Consider the following 26,833-nt stretch of genomic DNA (forward strand, 5'->3'; position numbering starts at 1 on the left):
CCGACGCCGAGGGTGAAGCCCCTTGCGCCCCCGGCGTCAGATCGCGCCCTCCGCCACGTCCCGCATCAGCCCCGGCACCTCGCCGGGCAATTCGCGGGCGAGGAAGCCGATCGGCCCGCAGGACCGGGCCAGCCGTCGCCCGGCCTCGCCGTGCAGAAAGACGCCCCAGGACGCCGCCTCGGCGGGTGGGGTGCCGCGGGCGAGCAGCCCGACGATGATCCCGGCGAGCACGTCGCCGGAGCCCGAGGTGGCGAGACCGGCGCCGCCGCCGGCATAATGCCAGGTGTCGCCCGCCGGATCGACGATCCAGGTCTCGGCGCCCTTCATCACCACGACGGCGCCCAACCGCTCGGCGGCCTTCCGCGCCGCCCCGAGGGGATCGGCCTCGACCGCGTCGCGCTCGCAGCCGAGGCAGCGCGCCATCTCGCCGGCATGGGGCGTGAGCACCACGCGGCCCGCCCGCGCCCGCACCGCCTCGGCCTGCTCGCACAAGCCCTCGATGCTCGCCGCGTCGAGGACGAAGGGGGCCTCGGCGGGACCGGCGAGCAAGGCGGCGGTGAGCGCCCTGGTCGGCTCGCCCGAGGCCATGCCGGCGCCGATCAGGATCGCGGCGGCCCGCGCGGTGCGGGGCAGCAGCACCTCGGCGGCCCGGTCGTGGTCGACATGGCCGTCCTCGCCCTCGGGCAGCCGTACCACCAGGGCTTCCGGCACCGCGAGCGCGGCATGCGGGGCGGTGCCGGCGGCGATCGACATCTGCAACTTGCCGGCGCCGGCCCGGAGCGCCGCGGTGCCGGCCAGGATCGCGGCGCCCGGCACCTCGACCGAGCCGGCGACCACGAGGGCGCTGCCGCGCGCCTCCTTGCTGCCGCTCCCCGAGTCGGGCAGGGGACGACCGCGCAGGGTCGCGGCGGTGATCGGCCGAAGGGTCTTTCGCGTCATCGGGCGGCTCCCGTGGCGTCGGGCTCGGCCGTCACCGGCGCGCCGGCCCGGGTCAGGGGCGCCACGAAATTGTAGCGTTGCAGGACGAGCTTGCCGCTGCTGCCGCGGCGCGGATCGAACGCGTATTCGGTCACCGAGCAATTGGCGACGTCGCCCTCCCGGTCGATGCCCAGGATCTCGTCCTCGGTCATGCCCTCGATCAGGTAGCGCAGGCACAGGACCACGACCTGATGCCCGACCACCAGCACCCGCCGCCCGCCGTAATGCAGCGAGACCGTATCGAGGGCGCTGCGCAGGCGCAGGATCACGTCGCACCAGCTCTCGCCGCCCGGCGGCCGGTGGTAGAACTTGCCGAGCAGTTGTCGCAGCTCGGCTTGGTCGGGATGGAGTTGCACGATGCCCTCGCGGGTGAGCCGGTCGAGAACCCCGAATTCCTTCTCGCGCAGGCGCTCGTCGGCGACGAAATCGAGCAGCGGGTCGGCGACGCCGCCGGCCTCGCGGATCAGCCGGGCGGTGGATTCGGCCCGGCGATAGGGCGAGGTGAGCACCACGTCGGGCCGCTCCGAGGCCGGCTTCTCGGCGAACCACCGCCCGACCGCCGCGGCCTGACGCTCCCCGAGCGTGCTCAGCGGCACGTCGACGTCGCGCCCGGCGATGTCGATATGGGTGTGCCCCGCCGCTTGGGCTGCGTCCCGGGCGACGTTGCCGGCGCTCTCGCCGTGCCGCACGATCCAGATCCGGTCCGGCCAGCGCTGCTGCATTGCTCCCCCCGAGTGTCCGGGAGGGTCAGCTAGCGGAGACGGGAGGGTCAGCAAGCGGCGGTGGCTGCGGCGCTTTCGTTGTCGATCCGTATTGTCGGGATACTAGGTGGACGCTGCCCCGGCTCGGATCGCGACCGGCCCGGGATCACCGTCATCCTTCCCAGAGAGCGAGGTCTTCGTCCGGAAGCGGTGAGAAGAAGTCCGGGCCGTCACCGAGCCGACCGCGCAGCAGCCCGAACTTGAACGGTGTGCGTGAGCGGGGCGCCGGAACACGACGCTCGATATCCGCGACCGCCTCACGGTGAGCCGCAGCATCGAGGCTGATCGCCCGCGGCTCTGCGGCCGCGTCATCATGGGCCTTCGTCATGCCGCCACTCCCGAATGCCGCTGGTCGGAGGTCGGGATGACGGTGTCACCGACCAAACGGGCGGTCAACCGGCGCTGCGCCGTCCCGCGGTCTGCCATCGAATGGGCTGGCGGTCACGCCGGCCTCTCCGATGGCCAGCCTTTTGCAAGCGGCACGGTCCGGCGACCGGGTTCCGGTCCGTCCGGAAATCTGTGAGAACAAGGCAACCGGCGAAAAGCCGGGTCTCGGGGCAGGACGAAGCGATGCAGGACGAGGGGCGGCCAATGGCCGAAGACGCGCGGCCGCACGACGCGCGGCTGGCGCCCGCACGCCACCGGCTCCACGTCAACGGGCGCGGCGTGAGCGTCGAGGCGGCGCCCGGCACACGCCTGCTCTACGTGCTGCGCAACGACCTCGCGCTGAACGGCCCGAAATACGGCTGCGGCCTCGGCCAGTGCGGCAGCTGCACGGTGCTGGTCGACGGGCGGGCGTTGCGCTCCTGCACGATCCCGCTGCGGGCCGCGACCGGCCGGCGGATCACCACCCTGGAGGGGCTGGCGGAGGGCGGGCGGCTGCACCCGGTGCAGGAGGCGTTCATCGCCGAGAACGCCGCGCAATGCGGCTACTGCCTCAACGGCATGATCATGACGACGGTGGCGCTGCTGACCGCCAACCCGGACCCGAGCGAGGCCGAGATCCGCGACGGGCTCCGGGCGAACCTGTGCCGCTGCGGCACCCATGTCGAGATCCTGCGCGCGGTCCGCGCCGCCGCCGCGCGGCTGCGCGGGACGGCACACACGAGCGCCGCGGCACAAGGAAGCGCCGCGGCACACGGGAGCGCCGCATGACCGACGAACCCGCCGCGCGCCGCCGCCGCTGGCAGGAGGCGGACGACCTGCTGCTCGTCTACCGCGAGACGATGGGCCGCCCGCCCCGGCTCGGCGACGCGCCGGGCGCCGCGCTGGCCGTGGGGCCGCAACGCGCCCTCTACCTCGCGGTCGATGCCGGGGGCCGGGTCACCGCCTTCAACGGCCATGTCGATCTCGGCACCGGCATCCGCACGGCGCTCGCCCAGATCGTCGCCGAGGAGCTCGACGTGCCCCTCGCCCACGTCGCGATGGAGCTCGGCAGCACCGCCACCGCCCCCGACCAGGGCGGCACGATCGCCAGCGAGACGATCCAGATCGCCGCCGTGCCCCTGCGCCAGGCCGCCGCCACCGCCCGCCGCCACCTGATCGAGGCGGCCTCGCGCCGGCTCAACCGCGGCACCGGGGAACTCGTCGTCGCGGCCGGCACCGTCCGGGTCGCGGGCGAGCCGGATCTCGCCGTGGCCTACGGCGACCTCGTGCGGGGCGGACGCACCGAGCTGACCCTCGATCCCGAGGCGCCGGTGAAACCCGTGGAGGACTACGCCATCGTCGGGCAGCCGGTGCCGCGAGTCGACATCCCGGCCAAGGCCGTCGGCGCCTTCACCTACGTCCACGACGTGCGGGTGCCCGGCATGGTCCATGGCCGCGTGGTCCGGCCGCCGGTCCCGGGTGTCGAGACGGCGCTCGGCGGCCTGCTGCTCGGGGTGGACGAAGCCTCGGTCGCGCATATCCCCGGCCTCGTCGGGGTCGTGACGCTCGGCGACTTCGTCGGCGTGGTGGCCGAGCGCGAGGAGAACGCCATCGAGGCGGCGAGGGCGCTGCGCGTGACCTGGCGGCCCGGAGAGACGCTGCCCGACCTCAACCGGCCCGAGGCGGCGCTCCGCGACAACCCGGCGACCCCGCGCAAGCTCCTCGACCGCGGCGACGTCGAGCGGGCGCTCGCCCACGCCGAGGCGCGGCTCGACCGCACCTATGTCTGGCCCTACCAGATGCACGGCTCGATCGGTCCGTCCTGCGCCGTGGCGGCGTTCCGGGACGGTGACCTGGTGGTGTGGTCGGGCACCCAGAACCCGCACGTCCTGCAGAGCGACCTCGCCACCCTCCTCGACCTGCCGGAGGAGCGGATCGCGATCGAGCGCCACGAGGCGGCGGGCTGCTACGGCCGCAACTGCGCCGACGACGTGGCGGCCGATGCCGCGCTGCTCGCCCGGGCGGTGGGGCGGCCGGTGCGGGTGCAGCTCACCCGCGAGCAGGAGCATGCCTGGGAGCCGAAGGGCGCCGCGCAGGTGATGGACGTCCGCGGCGGCCTCGACGCCGAGGGCGGACCGGCGGCCTACGACTTCGAGACCCGCTATCCCTCGAACGGCGCGCCGACGCTCGCGCTGATCCTCACCGGCAAGGTGACGGCGACGCCCGCCACCTACCCGATGGGCGACCGCACGGCGGTGCCGCCCTACGCCTTCGGCAATGCCCGGGTGACGGTGCACGACATGCCGCCGATCGCCCGCGCCTCCTGGATGCGCGGCGTCTCGGCCCTGCCCAACACCTTCGCGCACGAATCCTACATCGACGAGCTCGCCACGGCCGCCGGCATCGACCCGATCGAGTACCGCCTGCGCTACCTGCCCGATCCCCGCGCCGCCGACCTCGTGCGCGCGGTCGCCGAGCGCGCCGCCTGGGTGCCCCACACCCGGCCCGGCAGCCATGGCGGCTCCGGCGACGTGCTGTACGGGCGGGGCTTCGCCTACGCGGTCTACGTCCACGGGCCGTTTCCCGGAAAGGCCGCCGCCTGGGCGGCCTGGGTGGCGGACGTGGCGGTCAACCGGGTCACCGGGGAGGTGGCCGTCACCCGTGTGGTGGTCGGCCAGGATTCCGGCCTGATGATCAACCCGGACGGGGTGCGCCACCAGATCCACGGCAACGTCATCCAGTCGACGAGCCGGGTGCTGAAGGAATCGGTCGGGTTCGACGCCACCGGGGTCACCAGCCGGGAATGGGGCAGCTACCCGATCCTCGCCTTTCCGCAGGTGCCCGAGATCGACGTGCTGATGGTGCCCCGGCCGCACGATCCGCCTCTGGGCGCGGGCGAATCGGCCTCGGTGCCGAGTGCCGCGGCGATCACCAACGCGCTGTTCGACGCAACCGGCATCCGATTCCGCGAATTGCCGCTGACGGCGGACGCCGTGCGCGCCGCCCTCAACCCGCCGCGGATCTCCGGGCCCGAACATCCCGGCGGGGACTCCGCCCCGCGCCGCCGCCGCGGCTTCCTCGCCGGCCTGTTCGGGGCCGGTGCGGGGGCGCTGGCGCTCGCCACCACCCTCCTGCCCTGGCGCCCGGCCTACCCGTCGATCGAGCGGCCGGATTCGGCTGCCTATTCCGCCGCCACGATCGCGCAGGGGCGCCTCGTCGCGGCGGCCGGGGCCTGCCTCGTCTGCCATGCCGGGCCGGACGGCCGGAGCTTCGCGGGCGGGCGCGGGCTCGAGACGCCGTTCGGCACGGTCTACGCCTCGAACATCACGCCGGATGTCGGCGCCGGCATCGGCGCCTGGTCCTACCCGGCCTTCGCCCGGGCGATGCGCGAGGGCGTGTCGCGGGACGGGCACCATCTCTACCCGGCCCATCCCTATCCGAGCTTCGCCGGCATCGCGGAGCGCGACCTCCAGGCGCTCTACGCCTACCTGATGGCGCAGGAACCGGTGGCGAGGCCCGCGCCCGAGACGGGGCTGCGCTTCCCCTTCAACCTCCGGCCGCTGATGGCGGACTGGAACGCCCTCTTCCTCCGCCCGGTCGCCACCGCCGATCCGGCCCGCGGGCCGGACTGGAACCGCGGCGCCTACTTGGTCGAGGTCCTCGGCCATTGCGGCGCCTGCCACAGCCCGCGCAACGCGCTCGGGGCCGAGCGGCGTGGCGAGGCCCGTCTCGCCGGCGGCTTCGCCGACGGCTGGGAGGCGCCGGCGCTCACCGGCCTGTCCCGCTCCCCCCTGCCCTGGACCGAGGACGACCTCTTCGCCTACCTGCGCAAGGGCCGCTCGGCCCGCCACGGCAGCGCCGCCGGCCCGATGGCCGACGTGGTCGCCTCGCTGGCCCCCCTGCCCGACGAGGATATCCGGGCGATGGCGGTCTACCTCGCGAGCCTCGCCGGCGAGGCTCCGGCGCCCCGGCCGACCGCTACGGCAACCTCACGCCCGGCCGGCTCCGCCTCCCTGTTCCAGGGCGCCTGCGCCGCCTGCCACGAGGGCGGGGCCGGCGGCGATCTCGTGCCGCTGGGTCTCGTGACCTCCGTCCACAGCGCGCACCCGGACAACCTGATCCAGGCGGTCCTGAACGGCGTCGCGGCAGCGGCCGAGCGCTTTCCGAACCCCGATCCGGGCGCCCCGCCCGCCGCGATGCCGGCGTTTCGCGATACCCTCACCGACCGGCAGGTGGCAGAGGTCGTCGCCTATACCCGCGCCCGCTACGCGCCCGACGCGCCGGCCTGGACCGGGCTGGAAGCGGCGGTGGCGCGGGTGCGGGGTTTGAGGCCGCATGCGGGATGGTGAAGGTTTCGGCGCCGGAGGAGAGCCCGATCGCAACGCGACCGGGCCGTGATCGCGCCCACCGTCACTTCATGTTGGCGTCGAAGATCCGCTCGAACTCGCCGGACGCCTTCGTCAGGTGCAGCCACTGGTCGACATAGGCCTTGAACACCGTGTCGCCGCGCGGCAGCAGGAAACCCATCTCGCCGTACTGAAGGGGCCGGTCGGGGTTCACCGCGCACAGGCCCGGATGCAGCTTCTCCTGGAGCTTCACCTCGACGGACTCGGCGACCATGACGTCGGCCCGGTTTTCCGCGATCTCCCGCCAGATCACGCGGTTGTCGGGGAAGAGCTGGATCTGCGCCTTGGCGAGGTTGGCGCGGGCGAATTTTTCGTTCGTGCCGCCGGGATTGACGACGACGCGGGTCGCGGGCTGGTTGATGGCGTCCGTCGTCTGGTACTTCGCGACGTCGTCGCAGCGCACGATCGGCGCCTTGCCGTTCACGAGATACATCTCGCTGAAGAACGCCTCGCGCTGGCGCGGCAGCGTCACGGAGATGCCGCTCATCGCGATGTCGCACTGGCTCTTGAAGTCGGCGAGCAGGTTCGACCACTTGGTCTGGATGAAGACCGCCTCGGCATCGAGCGACTTGGCCAGCGAGCGTCCGAGATCGATGTCGAGGCCGACGAAGTCGTTGGCGCCGTCGGGGCGGTAGGAGAACGGGCGATAGTCGCCGGTCGTGCACACGTTCAGGACCTTGCGGTCGATCACCCGGTCGAGGCGCGAGGGCTCGTCGGCCGCGAAGGCTCGTGTCGCCGAGAGGACCAGCATCGCGCCCGCCACCAGCCGCGACGTCACCGAACCCGCCTTCATGAACCTGACTCCCCGTGGAACGCATCCTGCGTGAGCGAACCGTAAGGACGCGGGCGGAAGGCGTCCAGATTGTCGACAACGCGCACCGGCATGGGCTGGGGATGGCGGCTCGCGCCCGATGCCGCCGGCCGAGGCCTCTTGCCCGGCGGCTCTTGCCCAGCTGCCCCTGCCCAGTTGCCCATGCCCGGCGGCCGGGGCGGAGCGGCAGTCGTTCACACGGATCTTCTTCGTCATCGCGAGATGATGCAGCGATGGCCGCCACGCGCGGGGGACGTGCGATAGTTTCGATTTGTTTCCCGCTAATTTAGAACGATACGAAACAAGGATATGGCGTTTGAAAGCCGGGGCCGCCTCGCCTAAGAGGGCGCCGGACGTGCGGCGCGACGGCGCCCGTCCGGACGATCCCAGTTTTTCCCTGCGCCCGAGCGAGGAGTACCCCCATGGCCGACGGATCCACCTTCGCGCAGGCCTTCACCATCCTGTTCCGCGAAGGCCTGGAGGCGATGCTGGTCGTGGCGGCCCTGGCGGCCTTCCTGCGCCGGGCCGGCGCAGCGGAGAAGATCCGCCCGGTCTATGCCGGGGCCGGCCTCGCCGTGCTGGCGAGCTTCGGCCTCGCCTGGGTGTTCGAGACCTTCTTCGACGGCAACCACAACGACCTGATCGAGGCCGGCGTCATCGTGGTCGCCGCCGCGCTCATGTTCACGATGAGCGGCTGGCTCTTCCTGCGCCAGGACCCGGCGGCCTGGAAGGCCGAGATCAACCGCATGGCCGAGCGGGCGATGGGCGCCGGCACGGTGCTGTCGCTGGCCGGCATCGCCTTCCTGGCGGTGTTCCGCGAGGGCGCCGAGACGGTGCTGTTCCTGCACGCCCTCGCCCGCACCGTCGGCGGCTTCGACGCCTCGCTGCTCGGCGGCCTCGTGGTGGCGGCCGCGGCGCTCGCGGCGATGTTCGTGGCGATGCAGTGGCTGGCCCTGCGGCTGCCCCTGCGCCCGGTCTTCCTCCTCACCTCCGCCTTCCTGTTCGTGATGGGCCTGCGCCTCGTCGGCGCGGCGATCCAGGAATTGCAGGAGCAGGTGCTGGTGCCGGTCCACAACGACGGCGTGCCGGACTTCGTCACCGATCTCGGCTTCAACGGCAGCTGGGAGGCGCTGATCGTCCAGGGCGCGATCGTGCTGTGCGCCCTCGCCTGGATGCTGATGCGGCGGTCCCGCCCGGCGGCCGGCGTCGCGGCCCGCCCGCAGGTCTCGGCCTGAGGCCCCGCGCGCGGCGCGGTACCCCGCGGGGGCTTCTTCGCGGTAAGGGACGGGGGCGCCCGCGCCCCGCACGACCGGGGCGATCGCGGCGCGCCGGGAGGCCTCCGTTGTCCGACACCCTCACGCTCTACTACTCGCCGGGCGCCTGCTCGCTCGCGCCCCACATCGCCCTCGAGGAGACCGGCGCGGCCTTCGAGGCGGTGAAGGTCGACTTCGCCACCGCCGAGCAGCGCGGCGGCCGCTACCTCGCCATCAACCAGAAGGGCCGGGTGCCGGCGCTGGCCGAGGGCGACTGGGTGCTGACCGAGAACCCGGCGATCCTGCGCTACATCGCACGCCGGCACCCGCAGGCGGGCCTGTGGCCGGAAGACCCGCGCGAGGAAGCGCGGTGCGCCGAGTGGCTGGCCTGGCTGTCCTCCACCATCCACCCCGCCTACGCCCATATCCGGCGGGCCGAGCGCTACGCCACCGATCCGGCGGCGATCGAGGACGTGAAGGCCAAGGGCTTCGAGACCTGCGCCGATCTGTGGACGATGATCGAGGTCGGGCTCTCCCGCGGTGGCTGGGCCGCCGGCGAGCACTACAGCGTCGCCGACCCCTACCTCCTGGTGTTCTGGCACTGGGGCCGCGGCCAGGTGCTCGGCTACGACATGGCCCGCCAGTTCCCGTACTGGACCGACCACGCCCGCCGCATGGCCGCCCGCCCGGCGGTGCAGCGCGCCTTCGCGCGCGAGGGATTGCCGCTGCCCGCGTGACCCGGCCGCCGCGGGGGACCACTTCGGCGAAATCCGCTCAGCCCCGGAACGCGCCCTCCCCCGCCAGATAGTCCCGCTCGGCCGCCGTCTCGGGCCGGCCGAGCACCGCGTTGCGGTGGGGAAAGCGGCCGAAGCGGCGGATCAGGTCGCGGTGCTCGATCGCCGCTTCCAGGTGCACGGGCAGGCCCAGGGCGGCAAAGAGCGCGACGCTGCGCTCCTGCAGATCCCGATCCTCGGCATGCGTCAGCGGCATGTAGAGGAAGATGCGCAAGCCCGGCTCGATCGCCCGGTCGTGCCCGCGGGCAAGGGCGCGCTCGGCCGCCGCCAGCGCCGCCGCGTCGGTCGCCCAGGCCCGGGGCGTGCCGCGAAAGAGGTTGCGGGGAAACTGGTCAAGGAGCAGCACCAGGGCGAGCGCGCCCTCCGGCGTCGCCTCCCAGGCCGCGAGTTCGCCCCGCGCCGCCGCCTCGTGCAGCGGCCGGTAGGCCCGGCAGGCCGCGTCGAAGGCCGGATCGGCGGTGAACCAGCGGTCGAGTCCCGCCTCGCGCCAGAACGCCACCAGTTCGGCGGGTCCCGCCCGCTGCGTCATGCCGGCCTCCACCATTGCCGAAACCCACCCGTCCCGCACGACGATCGTGCCCGGTCCGGCTGCATGCGCACGCCGAACTTGGCAGCCATGTGCAGCTTGGTGCGCATCGCCTATTCCCTGACGCGAATCACGCCGCTACAAGCCGGCCGTCGCACGGCCGCTCCAGCGCCCGGAGCGTTCGAGATTCTCGCCATCTGCACAAGGGGGAGCCGCCATGCGGGTCTATTACGATCGTGATGCCGACATCAATCTGATCAAGGGCAAGAAGGTCGTCATCGTCGGCTACGGCAGCCAGGGCCATGCCCACGCGCTGAACCTGCGCGATTCCGGCGTCAAGGACGTGGTGATCGCGCTCCGCAAGGGCTCGGCCAGCGCCAAGAAGGCCGAGGCCGAGGGCTTCACGGTCATGGAGGTCGCCGACGCCGCCAAGCAGGCCGACGTCGTCATGATGCTGACCCCGGACGAGCTGCAGGGCGAGATCTACCGCGATTCGCTCCAGGCCAACATGAAGCAGGGCGCTGCGCTGCTGTTCGCCCACGGCCTCAACGTCCACTTCAACCTGATCGAGCCGCGCGCCGACCTCGACGTGCTGATGGTCGCCCCGAAGGGCCCGGGCCATACCGTGCGCTCCGAGTACCTGCGCGGCGGCGGCGTGCCGACCCTGATCGCCATCGCCCAGGACGCGTCGGGCAACGCCCACGACCTCGGCCTGTCCTACGCCTCGGCCAATGGCGGCGGCCGCGCCGGCATTATCGAGACGACCTTCAAGGAAGAGTGCGAGACCGATCTGTTCGGTGAGCAGGTCGTGCTCTGCGGCGGCCTCGTCGAGCTGATCAAGGCCGGCTTCGAGACCCTGGTCGAGGGCGGCTACGCCCCCGAGATGGCCTATTTCGAGTGCCTCCACGAGGTGAAGCTGATCGTCGACCTCATCTACGAGGGCGGCATCGCCAACATGAACTACTCGATCTCGAACACCGCCGAGTACGGCGAGTACGTGACCGGCCCGCGCATCATCACGCCCGAGACCAAGGCCGAGATGAAGCGGGTGCTCACCGACATCCAGAACGGCACCTTCACCCGCAACTGGATGCTGGAGAACAAGGTCAACCAGACCTCGTTCAAGGCGACCCGCGCCCGCAACGCCGCCCACCCGATCGAGGAGGTCGGCGAGCGCCTCCGCGGCATGATGCCGTGGATCAAGGAGAAGGCCCTGGTCGACAAGGCCAAGAACTAAGCCGCGTCACGCGCCGCGGCCCTCCCCGGGCCGCGGCGCGTCGTGGACGAAGCCCGGTTTCCGGGTACGAGAAGGGCCGGTTCGACTCTCGTCGAACCGGCCCTTCTCGCGTCTGGACGGAAACAAGGGTGTCCCGCCGGTCAGTGCGTCGCGGCGCCGGCGGGCGCCGGCAGGCCCGGCTCCGCCGGGAGATGCACCGCCGCCGGCCGGCGGCGGGAGAAGAGCATGATCAGCACCGGCAGGATGATCAGGATCAGGACCGGCGCCAGACTCATGCCGCCGACCACCACCAGCGCCAGAGGCTTCTGCACCTGCGAGCCGACGCCGGCCGAGAAGGCCGCCGGCAGGAGACCGACGCCGGCGACGACGCAGGTCATCACCACCGGGCGCATCTGGGTGAGGCAGGTCTTCAGCATCGCTTCGGCCCGTTCCTCGCCGCGGGCGATCAGCGCGTTGTAGTGGGTGAGTACGATGATGCCGTCCATCACCGCGATGCCCAAGAGCGCGATGAAGCCGATCGCCGCCGAGACCGAGAACGGCGTCTCGGTGACGGCGAGCGCCACCACGCCGCCGGCCACCGCCATCGGGATCACTGAGAGCGCCAGCAGCGTGTCGACGACCGAGCCGAAATTGACGAAGAGCAGCACCGCGATCAGCAGGATCGCCAGCGGCACCGTGACCGACAGCCGGGCGAGCGCGCCCTGCATGTTGTTGAACTCGCCGACGAGCTCCAGCCGGTAGTCCGGGGGCAGCTTGACCTCCTGCGCCACCCGCTCGCGCGCCTCGATGATGGTGCTGCCGAGGTCGCGGTCGCGGACGCTGAACTTGACCGGCAGATAGCGCTCCTGGCCCTCGCGGTAGATGTAGGCGGGGCCCGAGACCAGCTCGACATCGGCGACGGCGTTGAGCGGGATCTGGACGTTGGCGCCGCCCTGGGTCTGGCCGGCGATGCGCAGCTCGCGGATCGCCCGCACGCTCTGGCGGTATTGCGAGGCCAGCCGCACGACGATCGGGTAGTGGCGCTCGCTGCCGGTATCGTAGAGCTCGCCCGCCGAATCGCCGCCGATCGCGGTGCGGACCGTGGTGTTGATGTCGCCCGGCGTCAGGCCGTAGCGGGCGGCCCGGGTGCGGTCGACGTTGATCTGCACCGTCGGCTGGCCGAGCGAGGTGAACACCCCGAGATCGGTGACGCCCGGCACGCGCTTGAGGACGGCCTCGACCTCGCGCGCCACGTCGGTGAGCTTCTGCAGGTCGGGCCCGAACACCTTGAACGAGTTCTCGCCCTTGATGCCCGACACCGCCTCGGCGACGTTGTCCTGGAGATACTGCGACAGGTTGAACTCGACGCCCGGGAACTCGGTGCGCAGCCGCTCCAGCAGGGCGCCGGTCATCGCGTCCTTGCTCATGCCCTCGCGCCACTGCTCGGCGGGCTTCAAGGGCGCGAAGAACTCGCCGTTGAAGAAGCCGGCGGCGTCGGTGCCGTCGTCGGGCCTTCCGTGCTGGGAGACCACCCGCTCGACCTCCGGCACCTCGGCGATCACCCGGCGGATCCGGTTGACGTAGAGGTTGCCCTCCTCCAGCGAGATCGTCGCCGGCATGGTGGCGCGGATCCAGAGGTTGCCCTCCTCGAGCTTGGGCAGGAATTCGAGGCCGAGATTGCGCCCCTCCACGGCCACGCCGAGGAAGATGAGGCCGGCCAGCCCCAGCGTCAGGGTGCGATGCCCCAGGGCCGCCCGGATCACCGGCCGGTAGAGCCGGTCGAGGGCGCGGACCAGGATCGTCTCGACCTCGTGGATGTGGTCGGGCAGCAGGTAGGCCGACAGGACCGGCGTCACCGTGAAGGTGGCGATGAGGCCGCCCGCCAGCGCGTAGGCGTAGGTCTGGGCCATCGGCCCGAAGATGTTGCCCTCGACGCCCGACAGCGTGAACAGCGGCAGGAAGCCGGTCACGATGATGATGGCGGCAAAGACGATCGAGCGGCTGACGTCGGAGGAGGCGAGCGCGATCAGCCCGAGCTTTCGCGGCATCCCCTTGGCCCCGGCGAGCCCCGGCGCCAGCGGCGGGCCGTGGCCCGAGAGGCGGCGGAAGATCGCCTCGACCATGATGACGGTGCCGTCGACGATGAGGCCGAAATCGAGCGCGCCGACCGACAGGAGGTTGGCGGACTCCCCCCGCACCACCAGGATGATGACGGCGAAGAACAGCGCGAACGGAATCGTCGCGACGACGATGAGCGCGCTCCTCAGGTTGCCGAGAAAGAGCCACTGCACGACGAGGATCAGCAGGATGCCGACCAGCATGTTGTGCAGCACGGTGTGGGTGGTGACGGCGATGAGGTCGGCGCGGTCGTAGATGCGCTCGATCCTGACGCCGGGCGGCAGGATGCCGGCGGCCTCGATTCTGGCGACCTCGGCCTTCACCGCCTCGATCGACGGGGTCGAGCGCTCGCCCCGGCGCATCAGCACGATGCCCTGGACGATGTCGTCGTCCTCGTTCATCCCGGCGATGCCGAGCCGCGGCTGGTGGCCGATGGTGATGGTGGCGACGTCCTTCACCAGGACCGGCGCGCCGCCCGACTGCGACAGCACCGTCTCGCCGATGTCGTCGACGGAGCGGATCAGGCCGACGCCGCGTACCACCGCCGACTGGCTGCCCAGGGTGATCCGGTTGCCGCCGACGTTGAGGTTGCTGTCGTTGAGGGTCTTCACTACCCCCGACAGGGTGAGCCCATGGGCCATCAGCCGGTCGAGGTCGACGCCGATCTCGAAGGTTTTGGTCTTGCCGCCCCAGCCGATCACGTCGATGACGCCCGGCACGGCGCGGAAGCGCTTGCGCAGCACCCAGTCCTGCAGGGTCTTGAGGTCGAGGACGCTGTAGCCGTCCGGCGCGACGAGCTTGTAGCGGAAGATCTCGCCGATCGGGCTCACCGGCGAGATCGTGGGCTTGGCACCGTTCGGCAGGGTGTCGAGCTGGGCGAGGCGGTTGAGCACCTGCTGCTCGGCCTCGCGGTAGCTGTTGGCGAAGCCGAATTGCAGCTTCACGTCGGACAGGCCGTAGAGCGAGACGGTGCGGACCTGCTTGAGGTCGGGGAGCCCCGAGGTGATCACCTCGATCGGCACCGTGATGTAGCGCTCGATCTCCTCGCCCGAGAGGCCCGGCGCCTGGGTGATGACGTTCACCATCGGCGGCGTCGGGTCGGGATAGGCCTCGATGTTGAGGCTCTGGAACGCCGCGAGGCCGCCGATCATCAGGGCCACGAAGGCCAGGACGACGAGGGCGCGCTGGCGCAGGGCGAGGCCGACGATGCCGGTCATGGCCGTTTTTTCCGGGTGTGCGGGATCGAAGGGCGGCGGGGCGCGTCAGCTCTGGGTCGACATCCGGTCGATGAAGAGCGACCCGCGGGAGATCACCCGCTCGCCCTCCCTCAGGCCGTCCAGGATCTCGACGGTGGAGCCCTCGACGATCCCGGCCCGGACCGGCCGGCTCTCGACCGAGTTGTCGGCCCGCAGCACCCAGACGCTGGCCTTGTTGCCCTCCAGGATCACCGCGGCGCGGGGCACGGCGTGGGACAGGTTCTCGCGCTCGTTGATGATGCGCACGCTCGCGTACATTTCGGGCTTGAGCAGACCCTGCTTGTTGTCGATCTCGGCCCGCACGGTGATGCGCCGCGTCGCCGGATCGACCGAGGTGCCGATGAAGTTGATCTTCCCCTCGAAGGTCGTCTCCGGATGGGCCGGTACCCGGAAGGTGATCTTCTCGCCCATCTCGACCTTGGCGGCATCGGATTCGCGCAGCTGCGCGATGAGCCAGACCTTCGACAGATCGCCGATGATGTAAGACGGGTCGCCGCTCGACCCGACATACTGGCCGGGGCCGATCTTGCGCTGGATGATGGTGCCGCTGAGCGGCGCGTTGATCGGGGTGTCGGGGTTGATCGCCGAGCCCTTCTGGAGCGCGGCCATCTCTTCGTCGCGAAGCCCCAGGATCCGCAGGCGGTTGCGCACCGCCTCGAGGCCGACCTCGGCGGTGCGATTGTCGTTGGTGGCCGACGTCAGGTCGTTCTGGGCGACCTGCAGCTCACGCAGGGTGGTGGTGCGGGTCTCGTAGAGGTCGCGCTGGCGCTTCTCGGCGGCCTGCGCGAAGGTGAGCTGCGAACGGCTCTTGTTCAGCACGTTGAGGGCGGCGAGGTAGTCGTTTTGGGCCTGGACCATCTCGTTGGCCTGGACCGAGAACAGCGGTTGGCCGCGCTTCACCTGCTCGCCGGTGCGGGCGAAGATCGCGATGACGCGGCCGGGATAGGGCGAGAAGACCGGCGTCGCCTGATACTCGTCGACCCCGATCTTGCCCTCGGTGGCGATCTCCTCGAAGAACTGGCGCTTGACCACCGGCTCGCTCGACACCGTGGCGAGCTGGGAGGCCGTGAGGGTGAAGGCCTTGCCGGCGGCCGGCTTGGCCGGTACCTCCGCGAAGGTGACGACCGGCTCCTGGCGATGGCCGGGGCGCAGGTACGGATAGGCGAAGACCGCGCCGGCGGCCACGACGGCCAGGACGACGACTTGGGTGCTCAGTCTCAGCGTCCGGGCCATGGTCGTCACACTCTATCGTCGGCGGGCGTGTTGCTGCGGCGGACCGGGCATGACCGATCGGCAACGCGCGGGCAACATCTAGCCAATTTTGCTGACGCAAGCGTGAATGGAAATCGGGCCCGAACAGTTCCGGGCCCGCTGTGCCGCGGGCGATACACGGCCGTCGCATTAGATCGACCGTCCTAGATCGACCGCCGACGTACCTCACCCCTCCGGCGCGAGCAGGGCCGCGACCCGTGCCGCCAGGTCGGCGGAGGGAAAGGGCTTCTCCAGCACGGAGAAATCCGCCGGGATGCGGGCCGCCTCGGCGTGACCGGTGACGAGCAGGAACGGCAGGGCCGGCCAGTGCGTGCGCACCGCCTCGGCGAGGTCGAGGCCGCTCATGCCCGGCATCGCCAGGTCGGCGACCACGAGGTCGAACGGCTCCGCCGCGAGGCGCTCCAGGGCGGCCTCGCCGCTCGGGACCTCGGCCTCGTCGTAGCCGAAGCCGTTGAGGAACGAGGCGGTGACGTGGCGCACCTGGGGATCGTCGTCGACCACCAGGACGCGGGCCCGGCGCGGCGCCGGTGCCGGCGCGCCGCTCGCGGCCTGCACCGCCTCGACCGCCTCGTGGGAGCGCGGCAGGTAGAGGAGCACGGTGGTGCCGTGCCCGACCTCGCTGTCGATGCAGATCGTCCCGCCGGATTGCTGGACGAGGCCGAACACCATGGCGAGGCCGAGGCCCGTCCCCTGGCCGACGCCCTTGGTGGTGAAGAACGGCTCGAACACCCGTCCCAGGATCTCCGGCGGGATGCCGGTGCCGGTGTCGCGGATCGCGATCACCGCGTAGTCGCCGGGTTTCAGGTTCGGATCGGCGCTCGCCCGCACCGTCTCGTTGCGGGTCGAGAGGGCGACGACACCCCCCTCCGGCATCGCGTCGCGGCCGTTGATGCAGAGGTTGAGGATCGCGAGCTCGAGCTGGTCGGGATCGACCTTAGCCGGCCACAGGCCGTCGTCGAGGGCGCGCTCGACCTGGACGAAGCCCCCGAGGCTGCGCCCGAGTAGGTCGTCCATGCCGCGGATTACCGCGTTGAGGTCGACGGTGCGGGCCTGGAGGTCGCGGCGGTGGCTGAAGGTGAGGAGGCGCTTCGTTAGCGCCGCGCCGCGCTGCGCCGCCTGGGCGGCGTTGCCCATCAGCCGCGACAGCCTGGCATCCCCCGCCACCTTCGGCATGGCAAGTTCGAGGCTGCCGAGGATCGCGGTGAGCAGGTTGTTGAAGTCGTGCGCGACGCCGCCCGCGAGGGTGCCGAGCGCCTGCATCTTGTCGGCCTGGCGCAGGCGCGTCTCGAGCAGGCGCTGCTCGGTGACGTCGCGCTCGATCACCGCGAGGTTCACCACCGCGCCGGTGGCGTCGCGGATCGGCACGCGGGTGACGTGGTTCCAGGTCGGGGCCGCCTCGGGACCGCTCGCCACCGTGGTCTCGGTCGGCGCGCCGGAGGCGATCGCCGCCAGATCGGCAGCCTCGGCCGCGTCGCTCCCGGGACCGGCGATCTCCGCCTCGCGGCGGCCGAGGCAGGATTCGGCCGACGTTGCGCCGAGCCGCGTCGCCATGCGGGCGTTGAGCCGCAGGTAGCGGCCTTGCGCGTCCTTGAACGCAATCGCGTCGCCCGAATGGTCGAGGAGGCCGCGCAGTAGCGCCCGCTCGGTGGCGAGCTCGCGGGCGAGGCGGTGGCGCTCGTGGGCGGCCCGCACGGCGTTGCGCAGGAGCGAGGGATCCCACGGCTTGGTGACGTAGCCGGTGATGCCGCCGCGGTTGAGCGCCGAGACCACCGCCGAGATGTCGGCGTAGCCGGTGAGCAGGATCGCCTGCGCGTCCGAGATCTCGCGGGCCTGGGCCAGCAGGGCGTCGCCGGTCAGGCCTGGCATGCGCTGGTCGGACAGGATCACGTCGATGTCGGGCTCGGCGGCGATCATCTCCAGGGCCTCGGCCGGCCGGCTGGTGGTGAGCACCCGGTACTCGTCCTCGAGCAGGTCCTCGAGGGCGACCAAGATATCCGGTTCGTCATCGACCGCCAGGATCGTGCCGCGCAAGATCGATGTCGTCGCGTTGTTCGTCATGCCCGCGGTCATGCGGCCCGCCTCGGAATGCTGATCACGAAGCAGGCCCCTCCTTCCGGCGCCGATTCAACGGAGATCTGTCCGCTATGCGCCTGCACGACGCTGTATGCAATGGCGAGGCCGAGCCCGGTGCCGGACCCGACGGGCTTCGTCGTGAAGAACGGCTCGAAGATGCGCTCGCGCAGGGCCTCCGGCACGCCCGGGCCGGTGTCGCAGATCCGGATCACGTCGTGCTCGTCGCGGATCGCGGTCTCGATCGTGATCGCGCCGTCGCCGGGAATCGCGTCGGCGGCGTTGCCGAGGATGTTCATCACCACCTGGTTGAGCAAGGCCGGCGAGCAGCGGATCTCGGGGGCGCCGGCGAGGTGCTTGTGCACCGCGATGCGGGTGCCGAGCTTGTGCTGGATCAGCGCCAGCACGTTCTCGATCGCGTCCGGCACGTTGACGGTCTGCATCTCGCCCTCGTCGAGGCGCGAGAACTTGCGCAGGTTGACGACGAGGTCCTGGATCCGGGCGAGCCCGAGGCGCATCGATCCGACCCGGTCGCGGGCCTTGTCGAGGGCGCGCCGGGAGGGATCGCCCTCCGGCACCGCCGCCGCCACCTCGCCGATCAGCCGCTCGACCGTACCCTGGTGGGCGAGGATGAAGGCGAGCGGGTTGTTGATCTCGTGGGCGATGCCCGCGACCAATTCGCCGAGGGAGGCCATCTTGGCGGCCTGGACGAGCTTGGCCTGGGTGTCCTTCAGGCGGTGATTGGCCTGTTCGAGGTCGTGGTTGGCCTGCGCCAGGGCACCGGCGAGCGCCGCCTTCGCCTCGGCCGCCGCCGCCTCGGCCTTGGCGCGCTCGGCGGCGAGCGCATGGCGGCGCACCTCCTCGGCCACCCGGCGGTCGTCCTCGTCGAGGAGCTTGCGACGCACCAGGGTGCGCACCCGGATCGCCAGGAGGTCGGCATCCGTGCCCTTCGGGCCGGTCCCGTCCCGGCCCGACGCGTCCCGCCCCCCGACATCCCGTCCCCCGACATCCTTGGCGACCACGTCGTCGGCCCCGGCCGAGAAGGCCTCGACCAGGAGGTCCTTGCTGGAGGCCGCCGCCGAGCCGATGCCGACGAGGTAGAAGCCAGGCGCCCCCGCCCCCGTCGCGGCGCCCCGCAGGGCGTCGATGCGGCGGCAGAGCGCGATGGCGTCGAAGCTGGTGCCGAGGAGGTCGACGGTCACGCAGTCGAAGCCCTCGCCCGGGGCCTCCAGCGCCGCCATCGCCTGGTCTGGCCCGTCGGCGGCCACCACCTCGTGCCCCTCCTGGGCCAGGAGGGCCGACAGGTACGCCCGGAAGGTCGCGCTGCCGTCGACGACCAGGATGCGGGCGCGGCGGAAATTCGCCGCCCGGCCCGGCTCGCCCGCCGGCACGGCGGCGCGCTCGCGCAGGAGCGCCCGGATGCGCAGCAGCAAGAGGTCGCGGTCGGCGGATTTCGGCACGTAGGCGTCGGCACCGCTCTCGAGCCCCTGGCGCTCGATGTCGCGGCCGCTCGCCTCGGTCAGCATCAGCACCGGCGTCGCCCGGGTGCGCATGGCGAGGCGCATCTGCCGGGTCAGCTCGTCGCCGTTCATGCCCGGCAGGTGGTAATCGGCGACGACGAGGTCGGGCAGGCCGTGATTCATCGCCTCGAGCGCGGCCTCGGCGGTGGCGTGGCGCGCCACCGCGAAGCCGTTGCGCTCCAGGAACAGCCGCAATTGCAGGGCCTGGGTCTCGGAATCCTCGACCAGCAGGATGCGGGTCGGGGCCGCGGGCGCCGGGGCGCCCTCTCCGGGGACCGGACCGGCGTCCCGCGCGGGGAGCGGCGCCGTCACGGCGCGAGGCCCGGCTGGGTCGCCCGCAGGACCCGCGGGGCGATCAGGTCGAGGGGCAGCACGCTGCCGGCGGCCTTGAGGCGCACCGCCGCCGCCGGCATCCCGTAGACCACGGCCGAGCTCTCGTGCTCGGCGATGGTGGCGGCGCCAGCCACGTGCATGTCGAGGAGGCCGGCGGCGCCGTCCTCGCCCATGCCGGTGAGGAGCACGCCGAGGCCCCGCGGTCCCGCGACCCGGGCGACCGAGCGAAACAGCAGGGTCGCGGAGGGGCGCTGGCCGCCGACCGGCGGCTCGTCGACGAGGGTGAGGAGCCCGCCCGGCCCGAGGGTCAGGTGGCGGTCGCCCGGCGCCACGTAGACGTGGCCCGCTTGAGGCCGCACGCCCTCGCGGGCGATGACGACGGTGAGCGGCACGACGCCGTTCAGCCAGTCGGCGAAGCCCTCCATGAAGGCGGCGCCCATATGCTGGACGAGCAGCACGGGCAGCGAAAAATCCGCCGGGAGGGCGCCGAGCAGCTTGGCGAAGGCCGGCGGTCCGCCGGTGGAGGCCGCGACCGCCAGCACGCTCGGGGCCTGCGTCGCCGGGATCGGCGCCGTCCTCGCCTCGTCGCGCCCCGGCTCGGTGCGGGCCAGGCGCTCGGCGCCGATCGGCCGGCGCCGGATCACCGGCACCTGGCTCATGATGCGCAGCTGGGTGCAGATCTGGTCGGCGATCGCCTCGTAGGCCCGGTGCCCGGTGCCGACCGGCTTCTCGACCACGCTCAAGGCCCCGGCCCGCAGGGCGTTCATCGAGATCTTGAGCGAGGAATCCTCGATCGCGTCGGCGACGACCACGATCGGGGTCGGCCGCTCGGCCATGATCCGCCGGGTGGTCTCCAGGCCGTCGATGCCCGGCAGGCGGATGTCCATCGAGATCACGTCGGGCTGGACCCGGTGGATCTCGCGCAAGGCCTCCTCGCCGGAATCGACCGCGGCGACGAGGGCGAGCCGCGGGTCGCGGCTGACGATGTGGGCGAGGAGCTGGCGCACCACCAGCGAATCCTCCACCAGCATGACGCGGACGGGGGTGCTCACAGCAGCTGACCGATCGTGTCGAGAAGCTCGCGCTGGTCGAACTTCTGCTTCGTGAGGTAGGCGTCGGCCCCGAGATCGAGGCCCCGGCGGATGTCGGCGGGATCGCCGCGGGAGGTCATCAGGATCACCGGCAGCCGCGTCAAGCCCGGATCGGCCTTGACCGCCTGGAGCAGGCCGAACCCGTCGAGGCGCGGCATCTCGACGTCGGCGACCACGAGGTCGACCTCCGCGCCGTCGCGGCGCAGGCGGTCGAGGGCGTCCTGGCCGTCGACGCAGACGAAGACCCGGTAGCCATGCGCCTCCAGGATGCTCTTCTCGAGCGTGCGGGTGGTGATCGAATCGTCGACGACGAGCACGGTGCGGACCCGCGCCTTGCGGCGCTCCGGCACCGCCACCGGCGCCGCCACCAGGCCACCGGCCCGGGCCCGGACGCACAGGCCTTCCGGGTCGAGCACCAGGGCCGGGGTCTCGTCGGCGAGCATCACGGTGCCGGACATCAGCGCAGGGTCGCCGCCGAGCGGGGGGGCAGGCCCGACGAGGAGCACGCGCACGTCGAGCAGGCGGTCGACGGCGACGGCGCAGAAGGCGGGGCCGCAACGCAGCAGCACGGCGCGGACCAGGCCGTCATGGAGAGGAAGGGGAGCAGCACCGGAACCGAGGAGGGACGCGAGGGGAACGAGCGGCACGACAACGTCCCGTCCCCCCTGGTTGATCCTTGCCGCCGGCTCGCCGGCGACGGACGCAAGGTCGCGCTCGGACAGCCGCAGGAGTTGCGCGACGGCGCCGCTCGGCAGGCCGAAGGTCTGCGGCGCTTCCCCCGGCTTCAGCGCCGCCTCGACGAGCAGCACCGGCTGGCGCGCCGCGGAGAGCGGCACCGTGATGGCGACCTCGGTGCCGTGGGGCTCGGCCGCCCGCAGGGTCGCCCGGCCGCGCAGCGCCCGGGCGGCCTCCGCCACCACCGACAGGCCCATGCCGCGCCCGGCGATCCGGTCGACGGCGGCCGCCGTGGAGAAGCCCGGCGCGAAGACGAGGTCGAGGATCGACTCGGGGGTTGGGTCGGCCCCCGGCGGCACCAGCCCCTGGCGCCGGCCGGTCTCGAGGATGCGGGCGAGGTCGGGGCCCCGGCCGTCGTCCCGGATCGTGACGAGGAGCTGGCTGCCCTTTGAGGCGACCGACAGGGTGACGTTCAGCGCCTCCGGCTTGCCCGCCTGGCGGCGCGCCTGCGCCGTCTCGGCCCCGTGGCTGATGGTGTTGCGCAGCGCGTGCAGCACCGGATCCTTGAGCGCCTGGAGCAGGCCGCGATCGACCTGGAGGTCGAGGCCGTGGAGGCGCACCTCCACGGCGAGGCCGGCCTCGCGGGCGATCTCCCGCACCATCCGGCCGTAGCCGCCGAACACCGTCTCGGCCGGGACGAGGAGCAGGCGGTCGGAATCGTCGCGCAGGCGGCGCAGCGCGCCGTCGACGATCCCGGTGCTGCGGCTCTGCACCCGGGCGAGGCCCGAGATGCCGCGGATCACGCCCCGGAGGTCGCCGTCGAGGCGGCGCACCCGGTCGACGAAGCCGTCGAGGGCGGCGCCCGCCGGGTCGCCGGCCTCGCGCAGGCGGCGGGCGAGGGCCACCATCTCGCCGGTGCGGCCCTGCACGGTGTCGACGCTGCGGCGCAGGGCCCGCGCGCCGGATTCGAGGCCCGCCACGGCGGCCGTGACGGTCTCCTGGCCCTGGAGCGCTGCATTCAGGTCGTGCACCGCCTTCGACAGCGCCTCGACCTGATCGCTGGCGATCCGCAGGTAGGCGACGGCGCCGTCCTGCGCGGCGGGGGTCTGGGTCTGGGTCTGGGTCTGGGTGGGAGCCTGAGCGGGAGATTGGGCCTGCGAGGCCGCGGGCGTCGGCTCGGGCGCCCGCTCCGCCGCCGCCGCGGGCGACGGGGCGGCCACGGGGATCGGCCCGCCGGACAGGCAGGCGTCGAGGGCCGCGATGGCATCAGCCGGCGCTTCCGGCTCGGGCGTCTCGGGAAGGCCCGCCACCAGCCCCTCGATGCGGTCGAGGGCGAGGTCGACCACGCCCGCCGTCGCGCGATCGAGGCCGAGGCGGCCCTGCACCACCCGGTCGAACAGGGCCTCGAGCCGGTGGGCGACCTCCTCCACCGCCGGCAGGTCCACGGCCCGGGCGGCGCCCTTCAGGCTGTGGGCGCGGCGAAACACGTCGTTCCAGTCCGCGGGCCGGCCGGTCTCGACCGCGGCGAGGGCCGCCCGGATCGCCGCGATGTGCTCGCGGTGCTCGGCATCGAAGGCCGCGAGGAGAAGCTGGCGGATGTCGTCCATCGGCGCGGGCCGGGATCCTCGACGGGTGCTCTAGAGCCGGTAGCGCTCGGCCAGCGCCAGGAGGGCGCTCGCCAGCTCGCTCAGGTTGGCGGCCGCGGCCTCGACCTGGCGGGTGCCGGCGGCGGTCTGCTGGCTCGCCTGGCGGATGTTCTGGAGCGCGCCCATCACCTGCTCGATCCCGAGCTGCTGCTGGTTGGTCGAAGCGACGATCTGCTGGAAGGTCTGGACGCTCTCCTGCACCCGGGCGGTGATCTCCTCGATCGTCGCGTGGGTGGTGTCGGTGCGCTCCTTGCCCACCGCGACGCGCTTGACCGCCTCCTCGGTCAGCATCACCGAGGCGTTGATGCCGCGCTGGATGTCGCCGAGGATCGCCCGCACCTGGGCGGTCGCCTCCTTGGCCTGGTCGGCGAGCGCCTTCATCTCGGAGGCCACCACGGCGAAGCTGCGCCCGCTCTCGCCCGCCGCCGCCGCCTCGATGGCGGCGTTGAGGGCGAGCAGATGCGTGCGCTCCGAGACGTCGTTGACGGTGGCGATGATCTCGCCGATCGCCTGCGTCTTCTCGCTCAAGGCCACGATGTTCTCGGCCACCGCCTCGCTCTGCTCGCGGATCGCGTCCATGGCGCGGGCCGTCTCGTCGACGGCGCGAAGCCCGGCGCTGGAGGTCTGGGCGGTGGCCTGGGCGGTCGCGATCACTTCTTGGGCCCGCTTGCCGATCTGGGCGCCCGCATGGGTGATCTCGTCGACGGTGGCGGCGGTCTCCTGGACGGCGGCGAACTGTTCCTCGACGCTCGCGGCCTGCTCCTGGGCGGAGGCGCGGATCTCGGCGGCGGCGGCGTTGAGGTTCGAGGTCGAGGCGCGGTTCTGGGTGGCGAGCTGGCGCAGGCCCTCGACCATCTGGTTGAGGACGCCTCCGAGGCGGCCGAGCTCGTCGCGGCGGGTGTCGGCGATCCGGCCGGTGAGGTCGCCGCTGCCGACCTTGCCGACGAAGGCCATGACCGCGTCGAGGGGCTGCACCACCGAGCGGCGGATCAGCACCGTGATCACCAGGGCCATGACGACGCAGACGGCGAGCGCCACGAGCGTCGAGAGCCGGCTCTCCTCGTAGATCGCCCCGACCCGGCGCTGGCCGGCGGTGATCGCCCCGTCGAGGGCGTCGCGGGCCGACCCCATGGTGTGCACGAAATTGTCGCCCGATTGGTCGAGGGCATTCTCGGCCGCCTGGATGCCCGGCACGTCGTTGGCCGCGATCGCCTCGAACTGGCGCTCGGTGGCGGTGCGGGTGGTGCGCAACTCGGCGCCGGCCGCGACCAGCAATTCGGCGATGCGCTGCCAGGCGGCGGCGCGGTCGGCCGACAGCGACTGCGCCCGGTAGTCGTTGGCGGTGGTGATCGCACCGGCGAGCGCCGTCTCGGCATTCGCCGCGTTGCGCCGCCAGGTCACCGCCGGCTCCTCCTTGGCCGCCGGCTCGCGGCCGAGCGCCCGCAGGTAGTAGCGGGTGGTCGCCTCGTCGCGCAGGTCGCTCATCCGGCGCTGGGCTTCGCGGATGTTCTCGAGCTGGTGCATCACCGTCAGGTCGCGGGTGACGATGATGTCGGTGGCGTTGCGCACCTCGCCGATCTGCCCGACCGCGTAGACGCCGAGCGCCACGATCACCAGGACGACGGCGGAGAAGCCGAGGAGGATGCGGTTCCCGATCGAGAGCGACACGCGGGCTTCCCTGTGTTGGATGGCGACGGGTTCAGACCGGCCGGGCGGGGCCGGCAGCGAGGAGCGGCGCCAGCACGGCCGGCACGTCGATCACGGCGAAACCCGCTTCCCCATAGTCCGATTCCTGACGGGACCCCGTCGGTGCGGGGTCGACATAGCCCGCCACCGCCCGCCTGCCCAGCCCTTCGGCCTCGACCACCGCCTCGGTCACCGCGAGGACGCGCTCGACCCACAGGCCGATGCGCGGTCCGTCGCGGCGCAGGACCACGACGTGGCCGCCGGCCGCCGTGCCGCCCGCCGGTTGGCCCAGCGCCGTCGCGAGGTCGAGGACGCTGACGAGGAGACCGCCCCGCCCGGTGAGGCCGATCAGGGCCGGAGGCGCCCCCGGCACCGGGGTGCAGGGCCGGAAGGGAAACACCTCGGCGACGCCCTCCAGCGGCAGGCCGACCCGCTCGGTGCCGGCGCGGCAGAGGAGCAGCGCCCGGGTCGGCCGCGCCGCGGGAGCCGCGTAGCGGGCCGCGAGGGTGCGGGTGCGGGCATCCAGGATCTCGTCGATCCGGGCGGCGCTGAGGTCGGCCTCGCCCGGAAGGGCCGGGCCGGGAGCGGCGGCTTTCTGGGGCATCAGGCGGCCTCGTCGCCGAGGAACGGACGGGCGGCGCCCGACAGATCGGCGGCGGTCAGCCCGTCGCCTTCCGGCAGGATCGCGTCGGCGGGCAGGTGTGCGGCGAGCCGCAGGGCATTGGCGATGGCGCGACGGCCGGCCTCGGTGCGGCCGGCGGCGACCAGGGTCAGCCCGAGATGGTAGTGCGCCATGACGAAGCCCTTATCGAGGTAGAGCGCCCCGCGAAAGGCGCGTTCCGCCTCCTCCGGCCGGGCGCGGGCGCGGGCGAGAAGGCCTTCGTAGTAGCGCAGGCGCGGATCGGTCGGGGCCTGGCCGAGGGCGACCCGGCAGGCCTGCCAGCTCGCCTCGAGGTCGCCCGCATCGGCGAGCGCCCGGACGGTGGCCAGGGGGCCGCCCTCGGGAGGAGGTGCCGGCGGCGCCGCAGTCCAGGGCTCGCGCGTGGGGGTCTCGGCCGCCGCGACATCCGGGGCGGCCGGTTCCGGCGGCAGGAGCGGCGCCCAGATCGCGTGGAAACCCGGCGCCGCATCCGGGGCCGGATCCGGCTGCGCGGATGGCGGCGGCAGGTCCGGGACCGCCCCCTCCCCCGGGCGCCGGTAGGCGGCGGTTCCCGGGAGCGGGACGGCCTCCAGGAACTCCGCGAAGGCCGGGTTCGGCTCGGCATGGCCGAGGAGCAGCCAGCCACCGGGCCTCAGGCGCCGGGCCAGGGCCCGGACCAGGGCCTGCACCACGTCCGGGTGGAAGTAGATCAGGACGTTGCGGCACAGGATGAGGTCGTAGTCGGTGAGCGCCAGCGAGGCCGTGCCGTCCAGGAGGCTCATCAGGTTCTGGGGCTCGAACCGGGCGAGCCCGCGGTATTCCGGTCGCAGCGCGAAGGTGCCCTCCCGCGGGCCCGGCCGGAAGTAGCGCTCGCGCTCCTCGGGCCCGAGGGTGCGCAGGGCCCAGGCGCCGTAGACGGCGCGGCGCGCCACCGCCAGCACGTCGCGGTTGATGTCGGTGCCGGTCAGCCCGATGCGCCAGTCGGGCAGGCGCTCGCCCAGAAGCTCGCGCAGCACGATCGCGACGGAGTGGGTCTCCGGGCCCGTCGAGCAGCCCGCGCTCCAGATCCGCAGGCGCCGCTCGTCGCCGCGCGCCGCGATGCGCTCGGGCAGGATCGTGCCGCGCAGCGCCGCGAACTGCTCGGCGTAGCGGAAGAAGAACGTCTCCCCGATGGTGATCTCGGATTCGAGGGCCGCCCACTCGGCCTCCGACTCCTCCAGGAGACCGAGATAGCCGGCGGGATCGGGCACGCCCCGGGCGCGCATGCGCCGGCCGACCCGCTCCCACAGGAGGTCGTCCTTGTCGGCATAGTAATGGTGGCCGGTGCGGGCGACGAGGCGCGATTTCAGCGCCGCGAAGGCCGGGTCGCCGGTCGGCGCCGGCCCCAGGATCGACCGTGCGATCGGCATGGTCCG

Annotated in this window: 19 protein-coding genes; 5 read left to right on the forward strand and 14 right to left on the reverse strand. The window is 72.6% G+C overall.

Annotation, left to right across the window (positions count from 1 at the left end; genetic code table 11):
- Positions 1-36: 36 nt before the first annotated feature.
- The 3 genes from miv_RS05980 to miv_RS05990 form a co-directional block, all read right to left on the reverse strand.
- On the reverse strand, positions 37-939 hold the full coding sequence (locus tag miv_RS05980; RefSeq protein ID WP_207181873.1) for an NAD(P)H-hydrate dehydratase: 903 nt from the start codon (positions 937-939) through the stop codon (positions 37-39).
- Positions 936-1,700 (reverse strand): histidine phosphatase family protein, encoded by a 765-nt coding sequence (locus miv_RS05985; protein WP_207181874.1) that lies wholly within the window; start codon positions 1,698-1,700, stop codon positions 936-938. Before miv_RS05985 ends, miv_RS05980 begins: the two co-directional genes overlap by 4 nt.
- Positions 1,701-1,851: 151 nt before the next feature.
- The gene (locus miv_RS05990; protein ID WP_125901036.1) at positions 1,852-2,067 is read right to left on the reverse strand and encodes a type II toxin-antitoxin system prevent-host-death family antitoxin; all 216 of its coding nucleotides are present in this window, start codon (positions 2,065-2,067) and stop codon (positions 1,852-1,854) included.
- Between the two features lie 263 nt (positions 2,068-2,330).
- Here miv_RS05990 and miv_RS05995 point away from each other — a divergent pair, with 263 nt between their 5' ends.
- A complete protein-coding gene (locus tag miv_RS05995; RefSeq protein ID WP_207181875.1) occupies positions 2,331-2,894 on the forward strand; it encodes a (2Fe-2S)-binding protein in 564 nt (187 codons plus the stop codon).
- Entirely contained in the window at positions 2,891-6,454 is a 3,564-nt protein-coding gene (locus miv_RS06000) for a molybdopterin cofactor-binding domain-containing protein (RefSeq protein WP_244748889.1), read from the forward strand. Before miv_RS05995 ends, miv_RS06000 begins: the two co-directional genes overlap by 4 nt.
- A gap of 61 nt (positions 6,455-6,515) precedes the next feature.
- On the opposite strand, the gene miv_RS06005 is transcribed toward miv_RS06000, so the two are convergent.
- Positions 6,516-7,304, reverse strand: coding sequence for a transporter substrate-binding domain-containing protein (locus miv_RS06005; protein WP_048425861.1), 789 nt, complete (start codon positions 7,302-7,304; stop codon positions 6,516-6,518).
- A gap of 440 nt (positions 7,305-7,744) precedes the next feature.
- On the opposite strand from miv_RS06005, the gene miv_RS06010 reads away from it, so the two are divergent.
- A complete protein-coding gene (locus miv_RS06010; RefSeq protein WP_048425860.1) occupies positions 7,745-8,557 on the forward strand; it encodes an FTR1 family iron permease in 813 nt (270 codons plus the stop codon).
- Positions 8,558-8,664: 107 nt separating this feature from the next.
- Complete coding sequence (locus tag miv_RS06015) at positions 8,665-9,312, forward strand: glutathione S-transferase family protein (protein WP_207181876.1); 648 nt, start codon at positions 8,665-8,667, stop codon at positions 9,310-9,312.
- Between the two features lie 37 nt (positions 9,313-9,349).
- On the opposite strand, the gene miv_RS06020 is transcribed toward miv_RS06015, so the two are convergent.
- The gene (locus tag miv_RS06020) at positions 9,350-9,898 is read right to left on the reverse strand and encodes a DUF924 family protein (protein WP_048425893.1); all 549 of its coding nucleotides are present in this window, start codon (positions 9,896-9,898) and stop codon (positions 9,350-9,352) included.
- A 214-nt stretch (positions 9,899-10,112) separates the two neighbouring features.
- On the opposite strand from miv_RS06020, the gene ilvC reads away from it, so the two are divergent.
- The gene (ilvC, locus tag miv_RS06025) at positions 10,113-11,132 is read left to right on the forward strand and encodes a ketol-acid reductoisomerase (protein ID WP_048425858.1); all 1,020 of its coding nucleotides are present in this window, start codon (positions 10,113-10,115) and stop codon (positions 11,130-11,132) included.
- A gap of 140 nt (positions 11,133-11,272) precedes the next feature.
- On the opposite strand, the gene miv_RS06030 is transcribed toward ilvC, so the two are convergent.
- From miv_RS06030 to miv_RS06070, 9 genes are all read right to left on the reverse strand, one after another.
- Positions 11,273-14,446: an efflux RND transporter permease subunit gene (locus miv_RS06030; protein WP_207181877.1), complete on the reverse strand. Its 3,174-nt coding sequence runs from the start codon at positions 14,444-14,446 to the stop codon at positions 11,273-11,275.
- Positions 14,447-14,491: 45 nt separating this feature from the next.
- Positions 14,492-15,718, reverse strand: a complete 1,227-nt coding sequence (locus miv_RS06035; RefSeq protein WP_207183415.1) for an efflux RND transporter periplasmic adaptor subunit — start codon at positions 15,716-15,718, stop codon at positions 14,492-14,494.
- A gap of 204 nt (positions 15,719-15,922) precedes the next feature.
- Complete coding sequence (locus miv_RS06040; protein WP_244748891.1) at positions 15,923-17,827, reverse strand: response regulator; 1,905 nt, start codon at positions 17,825-17,827, stop codon at positions 15,923-15,925.
- Positions 17,824-19,659 (reverse strand): response regulator, encoded by a 1,836-nt coding sequence (locus miv_RS06045; RefSeq protein WP_207181878.1) that lies wholly within the window; start codon positions 19,657-19,659, stop codon positions 17,824-17,826. The genes miv_RS06040 and miv_RS06045 overlap by 4 nt, the downstream gene beginning before the upstream one ends.
- Positions 19,656-20,711 (reverse strand): chemotaxis-specific protein-glutamate methyltransferase CheB, encoded by a 1,056-nt coding sequence (gene cheB / locus miv_RS06050; protein ID WP_048425854.1) that lies wholly within the window; start codon positions 20,709-20,711, stop codon positions 19,656-19,658. The genes miv_RS06045 and cheB overlap by 4 nt, the downstream gene beginning before the upstream one ends.
- 17 nt (positions 20,712-20,728) lie before the next feature.
- Positions 20,729-23,053 (reverse strand): hybrid sensor histidine kinase/response regulator, encoded by a 2,325-nt coding sequence (locus miv_RS06055; RefSeq protein WP_207181879.1) that lies wholly within the window; start codon positions 23,051-23,053, stop codon positions 20,729-20,731.
- 30 nt (positions 23,054-23,083) lie between these two features.
- A complete protein-coding gene (locus miv_RS06060) occupies positions 23,084-24,760 on the reverse strand; it encodes a methyl-accepting chemotaxis protein (protein WP_207181880.1) in 1,677 nt (558 codons plus the stop codon).
- A gap of 31 nt (positions 24,761-24,791) precedes the next feature.
- The gene (locus tag miv_RS06065) at positions 24,792-25,382 is read right to left on the reverse strand and encodes a chemotaxis protein CheW (protein WP_207181882.1); all 591 of its coding nucleotides are present in this window, start codon (positions 25,380-25,382) and stop codon (positions 24,792-24,794) included.
- Positions 25,382-26,827, reverse strand: coding sequence for a CheR family methyltransferase (locus miv_RS06070; protein WP_207181883.1), 1,446 nt, complete (start codon positions 26,825-26,827; stop codon positions 25,382-25,384). Before miv_RS06070 ends, miv_RS06065 begins: the two co-directional genes overlap by 1 nt.
- Between the last annotated feature and the right edge of the window lie 6 nt (positions 26,828-26,833).

The sequence above is a fragment of the Methylobacterium indicum genome, from assembly GCF_017347565.1.
Lineage (GTDB): Bacteria > Pseudomonadota > Alphaproteobacteria > Rhizobiales > Beijerinckiaceae > Methylobacterium > Methylobacterium indicum.